This is a genomic window from Sorangium sp. So ce362 (assembly GCF_051519845.1).
Classification (GTDB): domain Bacteria; phylum Myxococcota_A; class Polyangia; order Polyangiales; family Polyangiaceae; genus Sorangium.
The window spans coordinates 3,026,846-3,044,331 of the sequence record NZ_CP150332.1 but is presented as its reverse complement, the minus strand read 5'-3'; the positions used below and the strand labels follow the sequence as shown (position 1 = coordinate 3,044,331).

The following is a 17,486-nucleotide window of genomic DNA, read 5'->3' as shown; positions in this document are numbered from 1 at the left end:
GCGAGGGCAGCCCCGCCGCCGTCACAGGCGATCGAGCGAGGCGACGCCGGAGTAGCGGCGCATCGACACGCTCATGAGCAGCGCGATCGCGACCATCACGGTGGTCACGCTCGATCCGCCGTACGAGAACAGGGGCAGCGTGACGCCGACGACCGGCAGCGCGCCCGACGTCATGCCGAGGTTGATGACCGCGTGCCAGAAGATGATCGCCGCGCAGCCGACGCCGAGCACCGCGCCGAAGCGGTCCTTCGCCATCGACGCGATGCGGATCCCCCACACGACCAGAAACGCATAGAGGCACACGAGGACCACGCTCCCGACGAACCCCCACTCCTCGGCGAAGACCGGGAACGGGAAGTCGGTGAACTGGTCCGGCAGGAAGAGGAACTGGTTCTGGGTGCCCCGAAGATACCCGTTGCCGAACAGCCCGCCGTTGCCGATCGCCACGCGCGAGTGGTGGGCGTGCCAGCCGCGGTGCAGGAGGTCCTCCTCGGGGTGGAGGAACACGAGGACGCGGGCGCGCTGGTAATCGAGCAGCACGTACTCCCAGAGGATCGGCACCGCGATGAGGATGGACACGACGAACAGCGCGGCGCTCCTCCACCGCACCCGCGTGAGCGCCGCGATCGTCAGGAAGACGAACACGAGGATGGTCGCCGTCCCGAGATCGGGCTGCTTGAGCACAAGGAGCGCAGGGACCGCGGTCAGCGTCGCCGGGATCGCGAGATCGCGGAGGGTGCGGCCCTCGTTGCGCGGGTCGTCGTGCAGGAACTTCGCCAGCGCGATGACCAGGAACACCTTCATGAACTCGCTGGGCTGGAAGCGGAACGCCCCGAACTCGATCCACCGCGCGGAGCCGCGCACGTCGCGCGCGAGCACGAAGACGAGCGCCAGCGAGAAGACGCCGAACGTGTAGAGAACGTAGCCGAGGCGCTCCAGGTGCCGGTAGTCGATCGCGATCAGGACGCCGCCGATGATGCCGCCCATGAACAGCCAGTAGACCTGGCTGATGTAGAGCTCCGCGCGCGAGCCGGAGTAGACGCTCGTCGCGCTGTAGAGGTTGACGACGCCGAGCACCGCGATCGACACCCCGGCGATGAAGAGCGGCCAGTCGAAATGGTCGCGATCACGAGCTGAGAGGGAATCGCCCCGGATCATGGCGTGCGCCCCGACGCGGCGGGCGTGCGGCCCGCGCTGCTCTTGCCCGCGCGCGGCCCCTCACTGGGGCCGCCGCGCCGCTCCTTCGCGAGCTCCTGGTACGCGCGGACGACCTCGAAGGCGACGGGCGCCGCGTGCTTGCCGCCGGCGCCGCCGTGCTCGACAAGCACGACCACGGCGACCTCGGGCGCGCGCGCCGGCGCGTAGCCGGCGAACCAGGCATGCTCGCGGTTGAAGTACCAGACCCGCTCGGCCTCGACGCCGCGCGTGAGCCGGTGCGAGACCTGCGCGGTCCCGGTCTTGCCCGCCATCTCGACGCCGGCGACGCGCGCCTTGAACGCCGTGCCGCCCTCCTCGTTCACACCGGCGACCATCGCCCGGTGCACGAGGGTGAGGTTCTCCGGCCGGATGTCGATCTGGCGGCGCACGCGCGGCGTGAACTCCTGGACGACCGTGCCGGCGCTCGTCTCGACGGCCCGCACGATCTGCGGCTGGTACAGCGTGCCGCCGTTCGCGAGCGCCGCGTACGCCAGCGCGAGCTGGAGCACGGAGACCGTCGTCGCGCCCTGGCCGATCGCCGCGTTCAGGCCGAACCCGAGCCGGTACTGGCCCTTGTTCCGGAGCGTCATCCACGCCCGAGTCGGCATCCTGCCGCCCGCCTCGGCGTTGATGCCGAGCCCCGTCCGCGCGCCGAGCCCGTAGCGCTGGCCCATCTCGGCGATGACGTCCATGCCGACGCCGTACTCCGCCGCGAGCCGGTAGAAGAAGACGTTGCACGACTCGGCGATGGCCTTCTGCATCGCGACCGGCCCGTGCACGTGCGTGCACCGGAAGGTGCGCTTGCCGAACGTGAGCGCGCCCCGGCACCGCGAGGACTGCCGGGGATCGATGAGCCCCTTCTCGAGCGCCGCCAGCGCGGTGAACGGCTTGAAGGTCGAGCCGGGCGGGTACGCCCCGGAGAGCGTCTTGTCGAGGGCGGGCTTCAGCGGATCGGAGTAGAGCCGCCGGAAGGCGTCGCGGATGACCTGCTTGCCCGAGCCGCCCGACAGCGCGTTCGGGTTGTAGCCGGGCTTCGAGTAGAGCCCGAGGATCCTGCCGGTGCGCACGTCGATGACCGCGACGCCGCCGGCGAGCGCCCCGCGCATCGCCTTGTCGATCGCCTTCTGGATGTCGGCGTCGAGCGTCAGCCGGAGGTCGCGTCCGGGGATCGGGTCGACCCGCCGCGGCTCCTCGATGATCCCCTCGCCGCCCGCCCGGCGCCGCCCCTTGGCGTCGACGAGCACCTTCTCCCAGCCGCGCGTGCCGCGGAGGTAGCTCTCCCAGGCGCGCTCGATCCCGGTGACGCCGATGCGGTCGCCCTCAATGTAGCCGACGCTCCGGAGCGACGCGAGCCGCTCGGCGTCCACCTCGGCCATGTAGCCGAGGACGTGCGAGCCGACCTCCTCGTACGGGTAGTAGCGCACCGGGACCGGCACCACGTCGACCCCCGGCAGCTCGGCGTCATGCGTCGCCAGGATCGCCACGGCGTCGCGCGAGATGTCCTCCTTCAGCAGGATCTGCTGGTTCTTGCGCGGGCCCTCGTCGGCGCGGATCGAGGTGATGAGCGCCTCGAGCCGCGCGCGCTCGTCGATCCCGACGCCGAGGTACTCGACGATCTTCGGCCAGGTCGTCTCCATGTCGAGGCGCCGCGGGACGACGTACACGTTGTACGAGGGCCGGCTCGCCGCGAGCACCTTGCCGTTCTTGTCCCGGATGATGCCGCGCGTGGTCGCGAGCGTCACCCGCCGCACGATGTTCTCGCGGGCGATGGCCATGTTCTCGTCGGCCTCGAGGACCTGGAGGTAGAACAGGCGCCCGATGAGCAGCATGAAGCCGACCATCATGCCGAGCGCGATCCACCGGAAGCGCCGGCGGAACTCGCTCACGTCGGAGCGCTGGACGAGGAGGCTCACCGCGGGCTCTCCCCCGGCCGCGGGACGTTGATCGTCGCCTGGTGCACGCGCTCGGCCAGCGCGAAGACGAACGGCGCGAAGAGCGCCGTCGAGACCGCGTGCGGCGCCACGAGCAAGGCGAGCGCGCGGGGGCGCGCCGCGTCGCCTCCGAAGATGGCGGTGAGGATCACGATGAGCACCCCCTCGACGAGGCCGAAGACGAAGGCCAGCGCGATCTTCGTGAGGAGCGTCTGCGCGGCGAGCCGCACGCCGGCCGCCCGCGACACGACGAAGGTCGCCACGGTGATGAAGGTGAACAGGCCGACCGGCGCGCCGGTGAAGAGATCGAGCAGGTAGCCGAGCAGGAAGGCGAGCGCGGCGCCCCGCGCCATCGAGTACTCGTGCACCCCCATGAACACGACGAGCGGAAGGAGCAGGCTCGGCGTGGAGCCGGGGATGTTCAGCTTGCCGATGAGCCGGAACAGGTTCGACTGAACGATCAGCAGGGCGGCGCCCATCGCCAGGAACGCGGAGTTTCTCATCGCGTCACCTCCGCTGCGCCTGCGGCGGCGCCTCCTCCGGAGGCGTCGTCGTCACGATGAGCACCTCCTCCAGCCGGGAGAAATCGACGGCCGGGGCGACGTAGACCTGCTGGTAGATGCCGAAATCGCGGCGGATGACCTGCGTCACGGTCCCGACCGGGATCCCCTTCGGAAAGCGCCGGCCGACGCCGCTGGTCACGAGGAGGTCGCCGACCTCGATCTCGTCGGTGCGCTGCACATACTCCACGCTGCAGGAGTACTTGCTCTCGTCGCCCGTGCCGCGGACGAAGCCGCGCGCGCCGGTCCGCTCGACGACCACATCGACGCCGCTGCCCCCGTCGACGACGAGCCGCACGTCGACCGTGTCGCCGGCGCTCTTCAGCGTCGTGCCGACCACGCCGTCCGCGGAGAGGACCGGCAGGTTGGAGCCGATGTCCCGCGCCTCGCGATCGAGGGTGACGCGCACCACGCGGAAGAAATCGTTGGTGCTCTTGCCGACGACCTGGGCGCTCACCACGTCGGTGCGGAGGCTCTGGCGCAGATCGAGCAGCCTGCGCAGGCGCCGGTTCTCCTCCTCGAGCGCCTCGAGCTTCCGCACCCGCTCGCGGAGGCGGGCGATCTGCGAGGCCTGCCTGGCGTTGTCCTCCTTGACGTCGACCAGGTAGATGTAGTCGCCCCAGAGGTTCGAGAGGCCGCGCGCCAGGGTCGCGGCCGCGTACTGGATCGGCGCCGCGAGGCCGATGATGATCCGGTCGGCCCCCGTGTTGTGCTTGGGGTCGCGCATGCTGGCGCGCAGGAACCAGAACGGCACCGCGAGCGCCAGCAGCACGATCACGAAGTCGCGGTAGCGTTTCAGGTTCACCGTGGCTCCCGGACCCAGGTAGTACGGGACGACCCGCGAGGCCACCCCTGTCGTCGCCGCGCGGCGCCCGCCCCCGCGAGGCGCGCGCCGCAGCAGCAGAGCCCCGCCGGCAAGCTCACGGGCGGAGCACGAGACCAGTCGTCAGCTGATCGTGACCTCTTTCAAGAGCTCGAGGTGATCCAGCGCCTTGCCGCTGCCGAGCACCACGGCGCTGATCGGGTCGTCGCACACCATCACGGGCAGCCCCGTCTCCTCGCGGAGGAGCACGTCGAGGTTCTTGAGGAGCGAGCCGCCGCCGGTGAGCACGATGCCCTTGTCGACGATGTCGGCGGCGAGCTCCGGCGGCGTGCGCTCCAGCGCGATGAGCACGGCGTCCACGATGGCGTTCGTCGGCTCGCTCAGCGAGTCGCGGATCTCGTCCGAGTTGACGACGACCGTCTTGGGGATGCCCGCGACCATGTCGCGCCCCTTGACCTCCATCGTGAGCTGCTGCTCGAGCGGGTACGCGTTGCCGACCGTGATCTTGATGCGCTCCGCGGTCTGCTCGCCGATGGCCATGTTGTACTTGCGCTTCATGTAGGCCATGATCGACTCGTCCATCTTGTCGCCGCCGACGCGAACGCTCTGCGAGTAGACGATGCCGGCGAGGGAGATGACGGCGACCTCGGTCGTGCCGCCGCCGATGTCGACGACCATGTTGCCGCTGGGCTCGGTGATCGGCAGCCCGGCGCCGATCGCCGCCGCCATCGGCTCCTCGATCAGGTAGACCTCGCGCGCGCCGGCGCCCTCGGCGCTCTCCTTCACCGCCCGCTTCTCGACCTCGGTGATCCCGAAGGGGACGCAGATGATGATGCGCGGCTTGACGAGCGTGCGGCGGGTGTGCGCGCGCGCGATGAAGTACCGGAGCATCGCCTCGGTGATCTCGAAGTCGGCGATGACGCCGTCGCGCAGCGGTCTCACCGCCTGGATGTTGCCCGGGGTGCGCCCGAGCATCTCCTTCGCCTCGCGGCCGACGGCGAGCACCTTCTTGCCGCCGCGAGCATCGCGCTGGACGGCGACCACCGAGGGCTCGCATGAGACGATCCCCTTGCCCTTCACGTAGATGAGGGTGGTGGCGGTGCCGAGATCGATCGCGAGATCGTTCGAGAACAGGCCGAAGAGCCAGTCGAAGATCATCGCTTCGCCCTAGAAATGGACAAGGTTAAGCCGAGCACCGCGAGGGCGCAGGAGCCAGACCCGAGGCCCGAAAGGGCGGGCCCGGCGGCAGCAGCCAGCAGTGCAGCGGGGCCTAGCCCTTCGAGATCTTGCCTTCTTTGTGCTCGGTGTGCTTGCGCTCGGTGGGGCAAAACTTCTTGATGACGAACTTCTCCGTCATCGTCCGCTTGTTCTTCGTCGTGTGGTAGTTCGCGCGGCCGCAGGTACCGCACGTCAGCTTGATGATGTCGCGCATCGGAGATCTCCGAAGACAGGGCCGATCTGTTTCACAGACGGCCCTGGTTGAACCTAGGCGCGGGCAGCACGGGAGCGCTGGCACCGCAACCGGCAGGGGACCAGTGGACGTGAGCGGGCTCAGCGACGCCCGACCGCCCGTCTGGAGGGCGCCTACCCTACGAGAAATGGTGCAGTTGTCAACCGGGAGAGCTCATTCGTCGTCCCAGTCGTCACCCGTGCGGCCGCGATCCCAGTTCTTGTTGTTGCTGCGACGGCCGGCACCGCCGGCGGCACCGCCACCAGCACCGGGAGGGCCGTCGCCGTCGTGTGCGCCGCGCCGCCGGCGATCGTCGAACGTCTTGCGCGCAGGAGGCGGAGGCGCGCCGCCGCCAGGGCCGCCCGCGAAGCCGCCGCCGCCACCACCGCCGCCGCCGCCGGGGAAGCCACCGCCGCCGCCGGGGAAGCCACCGCCGCCGCCACCGCCGGGGAAGCCGCCGCCGCCGAAGCCGCCGGGGCGCTGCTCGCGCTCGGGGCGCTCGCCCTTCGGATGAGCGAGGTTGACGACGAGGCGCCGGCCACGCACGTCCACACCGCGCAGCGCATCGATCGCCCCCCGCGCCGCCTCGGCGCTGGCCATCGTTACGAAGCCGAACCCGCGCTTGCGACCATCAGGGTCCATGGGCAGGTGGACCCGCACCACCGGCCCCGCGCCCGTCGAGCCGATCAGCCCCTCGACCTCCTCGACGCTCGCGTCATAGGGGAGATTGCCGACGTAGAGGGTCCGATCGGGCGCTCCGGCCGGCCCGAGGCCCGCACCGCCGCCGCCGAGACCACCACCGACGCCCGGGCCGCCGCCGGGGCCCATCGGGCGCCCCTCGCGCCGCGGGGGCTCGGCCTGGAAGGGGCGGACCGAGATGGACTTGCCGCCCTGAAAGGACCCGTCGAGCGACTCGCGCGCGGCGTTGGCTTCGCCGGTTGTCGAGAGCGTGACGAAGCCGAAGCCGCGCGGACGACCTGTCGCACGATCTTTCGGAAGACTGACCTCGACGACGTTGCCGCCGGTGGCCTCGAAGAGCTGCCGCAAAACGTCTTCGGTGATGGAGTCGGGCAAGCCCGCCACGAACAACTTACGCGAATCTTCAGCCATTGTAGAAAAACCTGGGGTTGGCCCCTGCGTTCCCTCTTATTTGGTCCACTCGCTCCGTGATCGATGTCGATGATGCGGAGCGTTTCGCGAGCGCGCCTCGATCGACCCCGCCTTCGGCGGAAGGGGCAACCGAGCTCAATCGAGCGAAGGTCGGCGGGCCGACCCTCTGGTGCAAACTCCACCCCACGATATCTAGCGCCCCTGGCGCGTCAAGGGACCCGCCACGGGCGAGCGAGCCCAAAGCAGGCCCGTAAGGAGCGGTCCCGGGCCCCCCCAACGCCAGAGGCACAGCTCCGGCGGACCGGGCAGCCGCGCCGCCCACCCCCCGTCACCGGCGGGCGGCGCCGGACATCAGCGTCGGGAAGAGCAGCGCTCGGGAGGGCCACGTCGCCCAGGGCTGGCCGCATCATGAGGGGATCGCGCGATCTCGTTCTGTCCGACACGACCGGACGACGGCGCGCAAGTAATTGAAAATACAATGAATTTTTGCGGTACAGCGAGACGCGTGGGCCCCGATGCGCCTTTCCAGGAAGCCAAGGGCCGCCTGGACGACGGGCCCTGCGAGGGCGCCATTCGCCGCCTCTGCTGCAGCATGGAAGCGCCGGAGGAAGGGTTCGACAGCCGGGGCGCACGAGGGCCGCAGGGCGCGGCTCGGGGGGATTACCGATTGACCCGGGCGCGCGACGCCCGGGGCTCCTCGGTTTCGTCGCCCTCATCGTCCCCTTCGTCGTCGTCGGACGCGTCATCGTCCGCGACGCGCGGAGCGCCGTTGAGCGGGCCCACCCCGGCGCTCGACGGCTCGCCGCGCGCCGCCATGCGCAGGAAATAGATGCCCACCGCGAGCAGACCGAAGCAGGCCCACTGCGCGGGGGTGAGGCCGCCGTAGCGCGGATCGCCGCCGACGAGCGTGCCCTCCCGCTCGCGCAGAAAGTCGAGCCCGAACCGCACCGGCGCGTACGCGGTGCACATGATCCCGATGTAGAACCCGAGAGGACGATGGGGATTCCGGCGCCAGAGCACCGCGAACGCGATCGCGAGGGGGATCGTGAGCAGGCACTCGTAGAGGCCGAGATCGAACCGGCCGACGTGACCGCTCCCGAGCGGGTATTGGACCGCGAACCACGCGTCGGAGAGGCGGCCCGGGTGATCGTGGACCGACGCGCAGCCGGCGCGCCCGAAGACCCACGCGAGCGGGAACGCGCTGCTGACGACCTCGCAGTAAGGCAGGATCTTCTCGCGGCGATAAAAGCGCCAGGAGGCGGCGCCGATCAGCGCGCCGGTGAAGCCGCCGAAGCTCGACAGGCCGTCCCAGAGCGCGAAGAGGTAGAGAGGATCGCGGGCGACCCGCTGCGGGTGATAGAAGATCGCATCGAAGACGTGCCCGCCGATGAAGCCGGCCGCCACGACCCAGAAGATGAACTCGCTCATCTTCTTCTCGTCCAGCTTCCGCTCGCGCGCGTGCCGCGTGGCGACCACGGCGCCGATGTAGACGCCGAGCGCCACAAGCGTGCCGAACGGCTTGATCGACGGCGGCTTCGCCGGATCGATGAGCTGGCCCACGAGCGGGATGTGCTCGAGGAACGACAGCGGGATCTCGGGGAGATCGATGTAAGGGATCAGGGGGCCGGACACGCCGCTCCCCCTAGCGCAGCGGCGATGCGAAAGCCATCCGCCGTCAACGACACCGGAGCGACACAGGGCAACGGCGCGCGCGCGGCGTCGACGACTCGACGACCGATGGCCGACGACGCGCGCTCCGCGCGGCGCCGGCGGACGGGGGCTCGAGGGCCGCCCGCGCTCGGGCGGCCGCGGCGTTCGCGGGCAGGCCCCCCGAGATGACCACGATGACCACGCCGGCGTCATCAAGAGTTCGCCATTCGCCAGGGAGAGGCGTAAATCTGCCGCATGAGCCGCTCCCCCGTGCGCGTCGCCACGCTGACGCTCAGTGACACCCGCACCCTCGACGACGACGAGGGCGGACAGCTCCTCGGCGAGCTCCTCGAGAAGGCCGGCTTCGCCGTGACGTCCCACGCCGTCGTCCGCGAGGAGCCGGAGCTGCTGCGAGCGGCGATCGAGCAGATCGCAAGCGCAGGTGCGGCCGACGCGATCGTCACGACGGGCGGGACCGGGATCGCGCCGCGCGACCGGACCGTCGAGGCGCTCGCGCCGCTCTTCGAGAAGACGCTCGACGGCTTCGGCGAGGCGTTCCGGCGCCTGAGCTGGGACGCCATCGGGCCGAACGCGATCCTGTCGCGCGCCGCCGCGGGCGTCGCGCGAGGGCTCGTGGTGATCGCGCTCCCGGGCAGCCCGAAGGCGGTGGAGCTCGCCGTCACGCAGCTCATCGGCCCTGTCCTCGCGCACGCGGTCGCGCTCGCGTCGGGCAAGGGCGGCCATCACCACCGGCACACGCAGCACACAAAAGACAGCACCCAGGACAAGGAGCAGCGCGGATGATCCCCTTCGAAGAGGCGCTCGCGCGGCTGCTCTCGGCCGCGGTCCCGGTCGGCCCGGAGCGGGTGCCGCTCGACGACGCGGCCGGGCGCGTGCTCGCCGAGGACATCGCGGCGGCCGACGCGATGCCCGCCTTCGATTACAGCGCGATGGACGGCTACGCCGTCGCATTGGCCGACCTCACGGGCGGCGGGCCCTTCAGGCTCCCCGTGCGCGGCGAGAGCGCTGCCGGCCGGCCGCTGCCATCGCTCCAGCCGGGCACGGCGTGCCGGATCTTCACGGGCGCGCGGCTGCCGCCCGGCTCGGACGCGATCGTGCCGCAGGAGGACGCAGAGCGGAGCGGCGACGAGATCACCCTGAAGGAGGCGCCGCGCGCCGGCGCCTGGGTGCGACGCCGGGGCGCGGACCTCGCGGAGGGCGCCGTCGCGCTGCGCAGCGGAGCGCGCCTCACGCCGGGGAAGGTGGCGCTCGCGGCGGCGCTCGATCGACCGAGCGTCCTCGTCGCGCGCCGCCCCGTGGTCACGTTGCTGTGCTCCGGCGACGAGCTGCGCGGGCCCGGCTCGCCCGGCCCCGCCGGCACGGTCGCGGAGTCGAACAGCTACTTCATCGCCGCGACCGCGCGCGCAGCGGGCGCGGCGGTCCGCGTCGCGCCCTTCGTCCCCGACGACGCGGCGCGCGCCGCCGAGGCGGTGTCGACGGCGCTGCGCGGGTCGGACCTTGCGGTGACCGTCGGGGGCGTGAGCGTCGGCGACCACGACGTGGTCCGCCCCGCCCTCGAGGCCGCGGGCGTGACGCTCGACTTCTGGCGCGTCGCCATCAAGCCGGGGAAGCCGCTCGCCGTGGGGCGCGCCGAGCTCTCGCGGAGCGGCGTCGTGCACGTGATCGGCCTGCCGGGCAACCCGGCCTCCGCCTCGCTCACCTTCGTCCTCTTCGGCGTGCCGCTCCTGCGCGCGCTCCAGGGCGACGCCGCGCCGCTGCCGCCCCGCGTGATCGTCCGCGCGGCCGGCGCGCTGCGGCGCCAGCCCGGGCGCGCCGAGTTCCTCCGCGCCCGCCTCGAGATCTCGAGCGGCGAGCTCGTCGCGCGCATCGCCGCGAACCAGGCCTCGGGCGCGGTCACGAGCTTCGCCGAGGCCGAGGCGCTCGTCCTCGTGCCGGCCGATCAGGAGCGCATCGACGAGGGCGATCGCCTCGAGGCCATCCGCCTCGCCGAGATCTGATCGCGCGCGCCGTGCGAATGCGTGTTCGCATGGCGGCGCGCGACCGCGTCGCGTTGGCCAGCGGCGGCCGGTTTTGCCTACGATCCCGTGCTTTTTTGTCGCGCCCCCGCGCGGCGAGCGCGCCTTGACCCTCGCGCAGGGGCGCCGGAAGATGGCTGAAACATGCTCATCCTCGGGATCAACGCCTATCACGGTGACGCGTCGGCCGCGCTGCTCGTCGACGGACAGCTCGTCGCGGCGGCGGAGGAGGAGCGGTTCAGCAGGATCAAGCACTGCGCGGGCTTCCCGCGGCTCGCGGTCGAGTACTGCCTCAGCGCCGCCGGCGCGCGGGTCGAGGACATCGATCACATCGCGATCGGGCGCGACACGCGGGCGCACCTCGGCGACAAGCTGCTCTACGCGCTGACGCGGCGCTCGCCGGCCGGGCTCCTCAAGGGCTCGCTCAGCGCGAGCGACCCGAAGGTGCACCTCGGCGCCGCGCTCGGCATCGACCCGAAGCGCATCCGCGCCGAGCCGCACAACGTCGAGCACCACCGCGCGCACCTCGCCTCCGCGTTCTTCCCCTCGGGCTTCGACGAGGCGGCCGTCGTGTCGATCGACGGCTTCGGCGACTTCGTGAGCACGATGTGGGCGCGCGGCCGCGGCAACAAGCTGGAGATCCTCCGGCGCGTCGGCTTCCCCCACTCGCTCGGGCTGTTCTACTCGGGCCTGACGCAGTACCTCGGCTTCCCGAAGTTCGGCGACGAGTACAAGGTCATGGGGCTCGCGGCCTACGGTCAGCCGGAGCTGCTCGACAAGCTCCGGCAGGTGGTGCGCATCAAGGACGGGGCCCTCGAGCTCGGGCTCGAGTACTTCCAGCACCACACGAAGGGCATCTCCATGACCTGGGAGGGCGAGCCCCGCTACGGCGCCATCCACTCCGAGCGCCTGATCGATCTGCTCGGCCCCGCGCGCAGCCCGAAGAGCCAGGTGGAGGACCGCTTCAAGGCGGTCGCCGCCTCGGCGCAGGCGGTGTTCGAGGAGGTCTACTTCGAGCTGCTCGCGACGGCGAAGCACCTCACCGGCTCGCCGCGCCTCGCCCTCGCGGGCGGCTGCGCGTTCAACAGCGTGGCCGCCGGGAAGATCCGGCCGAAGGGGCTGTTCGACGACGTCTTCATCCAGCCCGCGGCCGGCGACGCGGGCACGTCGTTCGGGGCGGCGCTCTACGTCCACCACCACAAGCTCGGCAACCCGCGCGCCTTCCACCAGACGCACAGCTACTTCGGCCCGGCCTTCTCGCAGGAGGCGATCGAGGAGGTGCTCCGCAAGGAGCAGGTCGCGTTCGAGACGCTCCCCGACGAGGACCTGATCCCCCGCGTCGCCAGGGCGATCAGCGAGGGCAAGGTGGTCGGCTGGTTCCAGGGGCGGATGGAGTACGGCCCCCGCGCGCTCGGCAACCGCAGCATCCTCTGCGACCCGCGGCGGCCGGACATGAAGGACGTCATGAACGAGCGGATCAAGCGCCGCGAGATGTTCCGCCCGTTCGCGCCGGCGCTCCCGCTGGAGCGCGTGGGCGACTACTTCGAGCAGACCTCGCCGGACCCGTTCATGGTCAAGGTCTACAAGCTCAAGCCCGAGCGCCGCGCCGAGATCCCCGCCGTGATGCACGTCGACGGCACGGGCCGCCCGCAGACGGTCACCGCCCAGGAGAACCCGCGCTACCACGCGCTCCTCCTCGAGTTCGGCCGGCTGACCGGCACGCCGGTCCTCCTGAACACCTCGTTCAACGCGAGCGAGCCCATCGTTTGCACCCCGAAGGAGGCGCTCGACTGCTTCGTCCGGACGAGGATGGATGTGCTCGTCCTCGAGCGGGCCTACGTCGAGCGCGCGCAGGCCCCCTAGGCGGGGGCGCGCAGCCCGGCGGTTCACGAAGAGCGGCGAAAAGCGCTCAGGAAACGGCCGGGGAGCCTCAGGCGAAAGTTCCTGGTTGACGTGGAGCGAGGGGACGGCAAATGGGCGTTCCCGGCATGTGGAAGAACGGGACGCCGGGCGTCATGCCCACCTCGATGGAATGCCGGAGCTGGAGGCTCCGGCGACCGGAGGTGCTTGGACGCCCAGCCTCGAGCATGATGCCGGCCCGCCGCGCGGAACGCGCGCGGACCTGGTACCCCATGGGCCCACGGCGCGGCACGCGCTCGCGGCCCCTCCTGCGTAAGGGTCCGCGCCGCGGCGGCCCAGGCGGTCAAAGAGGATGGATGCGAATCGGATGAAGCTCGTACTCGAAGACGGCACGACCATGACGGGCCGGTGCTTCGGCGCCCCGCGCGCGGTGAGCGGCGAGGTCGTCTTCAACACCGGCATGACGGGGTACGTCGAGACGCTCACGGATCCCTCGTACAGAGGCCAAATCCTCGCGATCACGTACCCGCTCGTGGGCAACTACGGCGTGCCCGCGCCGCGGCAGGCAGGCAGCGTCGACGGGCCCTACGAGGCCGACCGGATCCAGCTGCAGGGGCTCGTGGTCCAGAGCTACGTGGAGCGCTACAGCCACCAGGCCGCGGTCCGCTCCCTCGGCGCCTGGCTCGCGAGCGAGGGCATCCCGGCGATCACGGGGATCGACACGCGCACGCTGACGCGGCGGCTCCGGGAGGCCGGCACCATGAAGGGCTGGCTGTTCCCGGCCGAGATGGACCTGGAGCGAGTGAAGCGCTCGGCCGAGGCCGTGGACATGCGCGACGTGTTCCGCCTCGTGGTGCCCCGCGAGCCGATCACGTACGAGGGCGGTCCCATGAAGGTGCTCCTCATCGACGCGGGCGCGAAGGACAACATCGTCCGCTCGCTCCTCCAGCGCGGGGTCACCGTCGTCCGCGCCCCCTACCACGCGAACATCGCCGAGCTCGCCGAGCGCGCCGACGGCATCCTCATCGGCAACGGACCCGGCGACCCGAAGGACCTCGGCCAGCTGGTCGCCGCGGTGCGCGGCCTGCTCGACACGTACACGAAGCCGATCTTCGGCATCTGCCTCGGCAACCAGATCCTGGCGCTGGCCGCCGGCGGGGACACCTACAAGCTGCCGTACGGCCACCGCGGCGTGAACCAGCCGGTGCAGGACCTCCTGAGCCGCCGCTGCTACGTCACGAGCCAGAACCACGGGTACGCGGTGAAGCACGAGTCGCTCCCCGCCGAGTGGGAGCCCTGGTTCGTCAACATCAACGACGGCACGAACGAGGGCATCCGCTCGCGGCTGCGCCCCTTCTTCAGCGTCCAGTTCCACCCCGAGGCGACGCCCGGGCCAGAGGACGCGGGCTACCTGTTCGACGACTTCCTGCGCCTCTGCGGCGCGATGAAGGGGTCCGCCGACGCGCGATTCAAAGCCGCAGGGACCGCCGGCGCGGATCCCCGCCCCACCCCCACCGCAGGAAAGAGCTGAGCCATGTACGGCGCCTACCTCCCCAAGAAACCCCGGCGCGTCCTCGTGCTCGGCTCCGGCGCGCTGCAGATCGGTCAGGCCGGCGAGTTCGACTACTCGGGGTCGCAGGCGATCAAGGCCCTCAAGGAAGAGGGGATCGCCACCGTCCTCGTGAACCCGAACATCGCCACCATCCAGACGAGCGAGGGGCTCGCCGACCGTATCCACCTCTGCGCGGTCACCCCGGAGTTCGTCGAGCGGATCATCGTCAAGGAGGAGGTCGACGCGATCGCCCTCTCCTTCGGCGGACAGACGGCGCTCAACTGCGGGCTCGAGCTCCACGACACCGGGATCCTCGACAAGTACGGCGTGCGGGTGCTCGGCACGCCGATCAAGTCCATCCGCGACACCGAGGACCGGCGGCTCTTCATCGATCGCCTCGACGAGATCGGCGTGAAGACGGCCCGGAGCCGCGCCTGCCGCACGCCGGCCGAGGCCGCGGCCGCGGCGCGCGAGATCGGGTTCCCGGTCATGCTCCGCGGCGGCTACGCGCTCGGGGGCAAGGGCAGCGGCATCGTCGAGAGCGAGCGTGACCTCGATGACGCCGTGCGGCGCGGCTTCGCCGGCGGCGTGCCCCAGGTGCTCGTCGAGGAGTGTCTCCGCGGCTGGAAGGAGATCGAATACGAGGTCGTCCGCGACGGACGCGACAACTGCATCACCGTCTGCAACATGGAGAACCTCGATCCGATGGGGATCCATACCGGGGAGTCGATCGTCGTCGCCCCGTCGCAGACGCTGAACGACGAGGAGTACCAGCTCCTCCGCTCGGTCGCGCTGAAGACGATCCGCCACCTCGGGATCGTCGGCGAGTGCAACATCCAGTATGCGCTCGACCCGCACAGCACCGATTACCGGGTCATCGAGGTGAACGCGCGCCTCTCCCGGTCGAGCGCGCTCGCCAGCAAGGCGACGGGTTACCCGCTCGCCTACGTCGCCGCGAAGATCGCCATCGGCTACACGATGCCGGAGATCGCCAACGCGATCACCCGCAGGACGACAGCGTTCTTCGAGCCGGCGCTCGATTACCTCGTCTGCAAGGCCCCGCGCTGGGATCTCGGCAAGTTCCGCGGCGCCTCGATGCGGATCGGCAGCGAGATGAAGAGCGTCGGCGAGGTCATGGCCATCGGCAGGACGTTCCCCGAGGTCATCCAGAAGGCGCTCCGGATGCTCGACATCGGGGTGAAGGGGCTCGACCCCGAGGCGTTCACCTTCACGGACCTCCGCGACGAGCTGCAGAACGCGACCCCGCTCCGGATCTTCGCGGTCGCCCGCGCGCTGCAGGAGGGGATGTCGGTCGACGAGATCCACGATCTCACCAAGATCGACCGGTGGTTCCTGCACCAGATCGAGCCCGTCGTGCGGATGCACAAGGACCTCAGGGCGCTCAAGGTCCCCGTCCCGGCGCAGGCCGACAGGGCCGCGCCCGTGCAGGAGCCCGCGATCGACGAGGCGATCCTGCGGGACGCGAAGCAGCTCGGCTTCAGCGACCGGATGATCGGCACGCTGACGGGCGCCGCGCGCGGCTCGATCCGTGAGCTCAGGAAGCGGCACGGGGTCGTGCCGCACCTCGCCCAGATCGACACGCTCGCGGCCGAGTTCCCCGCCGAGACGAACTACCTCTATTCAAGCTATCACGCGTCGGCCACGGACGTAGCGCCGTCCTGGCGGAAGAAGATCATGGTGCTCGGCTCCGGCGCCTACCGCATCGGATCGAGCGTCGAGTTCGACTGGTGCTGCGTCAACGCGATCCGCGCGGCCTCGGAGCTCGGCTACGAGACCATGATGCTGAACTACAACCCGGAGACGGTCAGCACCGACTACGACACGTGCGACAAGCTGGTCTTCGACGAGATCAGCTTCGAGACGGTGCTCGACATCTACGAGCGGGAGCAGCCGTACGGCATCGTGGTCAGCATGGGCGGGCAGGTCCCGAACAACCTGGCGCTCCGGCTGCACGAGGCGGGGGTGCGCATCCTCGGCACGAGCCCGGGGAGCATCGACACCGCCGAGAACCGGAAGAAATTCAGCGATCTGCTCGACCGGCTGGAGATCGATCAGCCGCGCTGGGCCCACGTCGTCGACGCGGCCGAGGCGGGCGAGATCGTGAAGAAGCTCGGCGGCTTCCCCGTCCTCGTGCGCCCGAGCTACGTGCTGAGCGGCGCGGCCATGAGCGTGGCGCACGAGCCCAACGAGCTCGATCGCATCCTCGCCCGGGCCAAGGCCGTCTCGCCCATCTACCCCGTGGTGGTCTCGAAGTTCGAGACCCACGCCCGCGAGGTGGAGATCGACGCGGTCGCCGACCGGGGGGAGCTCGTCCTCTGGGCGATCAGCGAGCACGTCGAGAACGCCGGCGTCCACAGCGGCGACGCGACGCTCGTGCTGCCCCCGCAGTCGCTCTACATCGCGACGATCCGCAGGATCAAGCAGATCGCCCAGCAGGTGGCGCGGTCGCTCTCGATCACCGGGCCGTTCAACATGCAGTTCCTGGCCAAGCACAACACGGTGAAGGTCATCGAGTGCAACCTGCGCGCGTCGCGGAGCTTCCCGTTCGTGTCCAAGGTGACGGGGAACAACTTCGTCCGCGAGGCGATGCGCCGGATGCTCGGCGTGTCGCAGCCGGTCGAGAACCGCGGGCTCGACCTCGATTACGTCGCCGTGAAGGCGCCGATGTTCTCGTTCTCGCGCCTCGTGGGGGCCGATCCGATGCTCGGCGTGGAGATGGCGAGCACCGGCGAGGTCGGCTGCTTCGGGGACGACATGCACGAGGCGCTCCTGCACGCGCTGCTCGCGACCGGCTTCCGGTTCCCCAAGAAGGGCGTCTTGCTGTCGCTCGGCCCGCTCGAGGACAAGTACTGGTTCGCGGACGAGGCGCGCGTCATCGCCGAGCACCTGAAGCTCCCCATCTTCGCGACGCCGGGCACGGCCGAGGCGCTCCGGGCGCTCGGGCTCGCGTGCACGAGCCTCGCGAAGAAGCCGGACGAGGGGGAGACGGCGATGAGCGCGATCGAGCAGGGGAAAGTGGATCTCGTGATCAACATCCCCCGCGAGTACGACCAGCTCGGGCGCCCGGACGGGTACCTGATCCGGCGGCGGGCGGTCGACGCGAACATCCCGCTCATCACGGATCTCCAGCTCGCGCGCGCGGTCATCGGGGCGATGCGCGCGAAGGACATCAAGGATCTGCGGACGCTCGCCTACGACGAGTACATCGCGCGGAGCCCGGTGGCGCTGCGCTGACTGGCTCTTGCCGAGATGCCCGGCCCGGTGAGCCCCTGTTCGTCCCGCGGCGCGGGGGCTCA

General features: G+C 70.7%; 13 protein-coding genes. 5 read left to right on the top strand and 8 right to left on the bottom strand.

Annotated elements, in window-relative coordinates:
• Positions 1–21 precede the first annotated feature (21 nt).
• From rodA to WMF17_RS12085, 8 genes are all read right to left on the bottom strand, one after another.
• The gene (gene rodA / locus WMF17_RS12120) at positions 22–1,158 is read right to left on the bottom strand and encodes a rod shape-determining protein RodA (protein ID WP_437602196.1); all 1,137 of its coding nucleotides are present in this window, start codon (positions 1,156–1,158) and stop codon (positions 22–24) included.
• The gene (gene mrdA, locus WMF17_RS12115; protein WP_437602194.1) at positions 1,155–3,110 is read right to left on the bottom strand and encodes a penicillin-binding protein 2; all 1,956 of its coding nucleotides are present in this window, start codon (positions 3,108–3,110) and stop codon (positions 1,155–1,157) included. The genes rodA and mrdA overlap by 4 nt, the downstream gene beginning before the upstream one ends.
• Positions 3,107–3,631, bottom strand: a complete 525-nt coding sequence (locus WMF17_RS12110; RefSeq protein ID WP_437489946.1) for a hypothetical protein — start codon at positions 3,629–3,631, stop codon at positions 3,107–3,109. Before WMF17_RS12110 ends, mrdA begins: the two co-directional genes overlap by 4 nt.
• 4 nt (positions 3,632–3,635) lie before the next feature.
• Complete coding sequence (mreC, locus tag WMF17_RS12105) at positions 3,636–4,493, bottom strand: rod shape-determining protein MreC (protein ID WP_437602193.1); 858 nt, start codon at positions 4,491–4,493, stop codon at positions 3,636–3,638.
• Between the two features lie 141 nt (positions 4,494–4,634).
• Positions 4,635–5,669: a rod shape-determining protein gene (locus WMF17_RS12100; RefSeq protein WP_061608178.1), complete on the bottom strand. Its 1,035-nt coding sequence runs from the start codon at positions 5,667–5,669 to the stop codon at positions 4,635–4,637.
• Between the two features lie 112 nt (positions 5,670–5,781).
• Positions 5,782–5,943: a 50S ribosomal protein L33 gene (gene rpmG, locus WMF17_RS12095; protein ID WP_437489944.1), complete on the bottom strand. Its 162-nt coding sequence runs from the start codon at positions 5,941–5,943 to the stop codon at positions 5,782–5,784.
• A gap of 192 nt (positions 5,944–6,135) precedes the next feature.
• The gene (locus WMF17_RS12090) at positions 6,136–7,071 is read right to left on the bottom strand and encodes an RNA recognition motif domain-containing protein (protein ID WP_437602192.1); all 936 of its coding nucleotides are present in this window, start codon (positions 7,069–7,071) and stop codon (positions 6,136–6,138) included.
• Positions 7,072–7,731: 660 nt separating this feature from the next.
• Complete coding sequence (locus WMF17_RS12085) at positions 7,732–8,703, bottom strand: prolipoprotein diacylglyceryl transferase (protein WP_437602191.1); 972 nt, start codon at positions 8,701–8,703, stop codon at positions 7,732–7,734.
• Positions 8,704–8,976: 273 nt separating this feature from the next.
• Here WMF17_RS12085 and WMF17_RS12080 point away from each other — a divergent pair, with 273 nt between their 5' ends.
• The 5 genes from WMF17_RS12080 (at position 8,977) to carB (ending at position 17,424) form a co-directional block, all read left to right on the top strand.
• Positions 8,977–9,525, top strand: coding sequence for a MogA/MoaB family molybdenum cofactor biosynthesis protein (locus WMF17_RS12080; protein ID WP_437602190.1), 549 nt, complete (start codon positions 8,977–8,979; stop codon positions 9,523–9,525).
• Positions 9,522–10,739, top strand: coding sequence for a molybdopterin molybdotransferase MoeA (locus WMF17_RS12075; protein ID WP_437649515.1), 1,218 nt, complete (start codon positions 9,522–9,524; stop codon positions 10,737–10,739). The genes WMF17_RS12080 and WMF17_RS12075 overlap by 4 nt, the downstream gene beginning before the upstream one ends.
• A 162-nt stretch (positions 10,740–10,901) precedes the next feature.
• Positions 10,902–12,620, top strand: coding sequence for a carbamoyltransferase family protein (locus tag WMF17_RS12070; protein ID WP_437649513.1), 1,719 nt, complete (start codon positions 10,902–10,904; stop codon positions 12,618–12,620).
• Between the two features lie 364 nt (positions 12,621–12,984).
• Positions 12,985–14,148, top strand: coding sequence for a glutamine-hydrolyzing carbamoyl-phosphate synthase small subunit (gene carA, locus WMF17_RS12065; protein WP_437602187.1), 1,164 nt, complete (start codon positions 12,985–12,987; stop codon positions 14,146–14,148).
• Positions 14,149–14,151: 3 nt separating this feature from the next.
• Positions 14,152–17,424 carry a carbamoyl-phosphate synthase (glutamine-hydrolyzing) large subunit gene (gene carB / locus WMF17_RS12060; RefSeq protein WP_437649511.1) on the top strand — a complete coding sequence of 1,091 codons (3,273 nt, stop codon included), beginning with the start codon at positions 14,152–14,154 and terminating at the stop codon, positions 17,422–17,424.
• Positions 17,425–17,486 lie beyond the last annotated feature (62 nt).

Excerpts from the sequence above, each read along its gene's own strand:
- rodA (WP_437602196.1), bottom strand. The coding sequence starts at position 1,158 with ATGATCCGGGGCGATTCCCTCTCAGCTCGTGATCGCGACCATTTCGAC.
- WMF17_RS12110 (WP_437489946.1), bottom strand. The coding sequence starts at position 3,631 with ATGAGAAACTCCGCGTTCCTGGCGATGGGCGCCGCCCTGCTGATCGTT.
- WMF17_RS12100 (WP_061608178.1), bottom strand. The coding sequence starts at position 5,669 with ATGATCTTCGACTGGCTCTTCGGCCTGTTCTCGAACGATCTCGCGATC.
- rpmG (WP_437489944.1), bottom strand. The coding sequence starts at position 5,943 with ATGCGCGACATCATCAAGCTGACGTGCGGTACCTGCGGCCGCGCGAAC.
- WMF17_RS12090 (WP_437602192.1), bottom strand. The coding sequence starts at position 7,071 with ATGGCTGAAGATTCGCGTAAGTTGTTCGTGGCGGGCTTGCCCGACTCC.
- WMF17_RS12080 (WP_437602190.1), top strand. The coding sequence starts at position 8,977 with ATGAGCCGCTCCCCCGTGCGCGTCGCCACGCTGACGCTCAGTGACACC.
- WMF17_RS12075 (WP_437649515.1), top strand. The coding sequence starts at position 9,522 with ATGATCCCCTTCGAAGAGGCGCTCGCGCGGCTGCTCTCGGCCGCGGTC.
- WMF17_RS12070 (WP_437649513.1), top strand. The coding sequence starts at position 10,902 with ATGCTCATCCTCGGGATCAACGCCTATCACGGTGACGCGTCGGCCGCG.
- carA (WP_437602187.1), top strand. The coding sequence starts at position 12,985 with ATGAAGCTCGTACTCGAAGACGGCACGACCATGACGGGCCGGTGCTTC.
- carB (WP_437649511.1), top strand. The coding sequence starts at position 14,152 with ATGTACGGCGCCTACCTCCCCAAGAAACCCCGGCGCGTCCTCGTGCTC.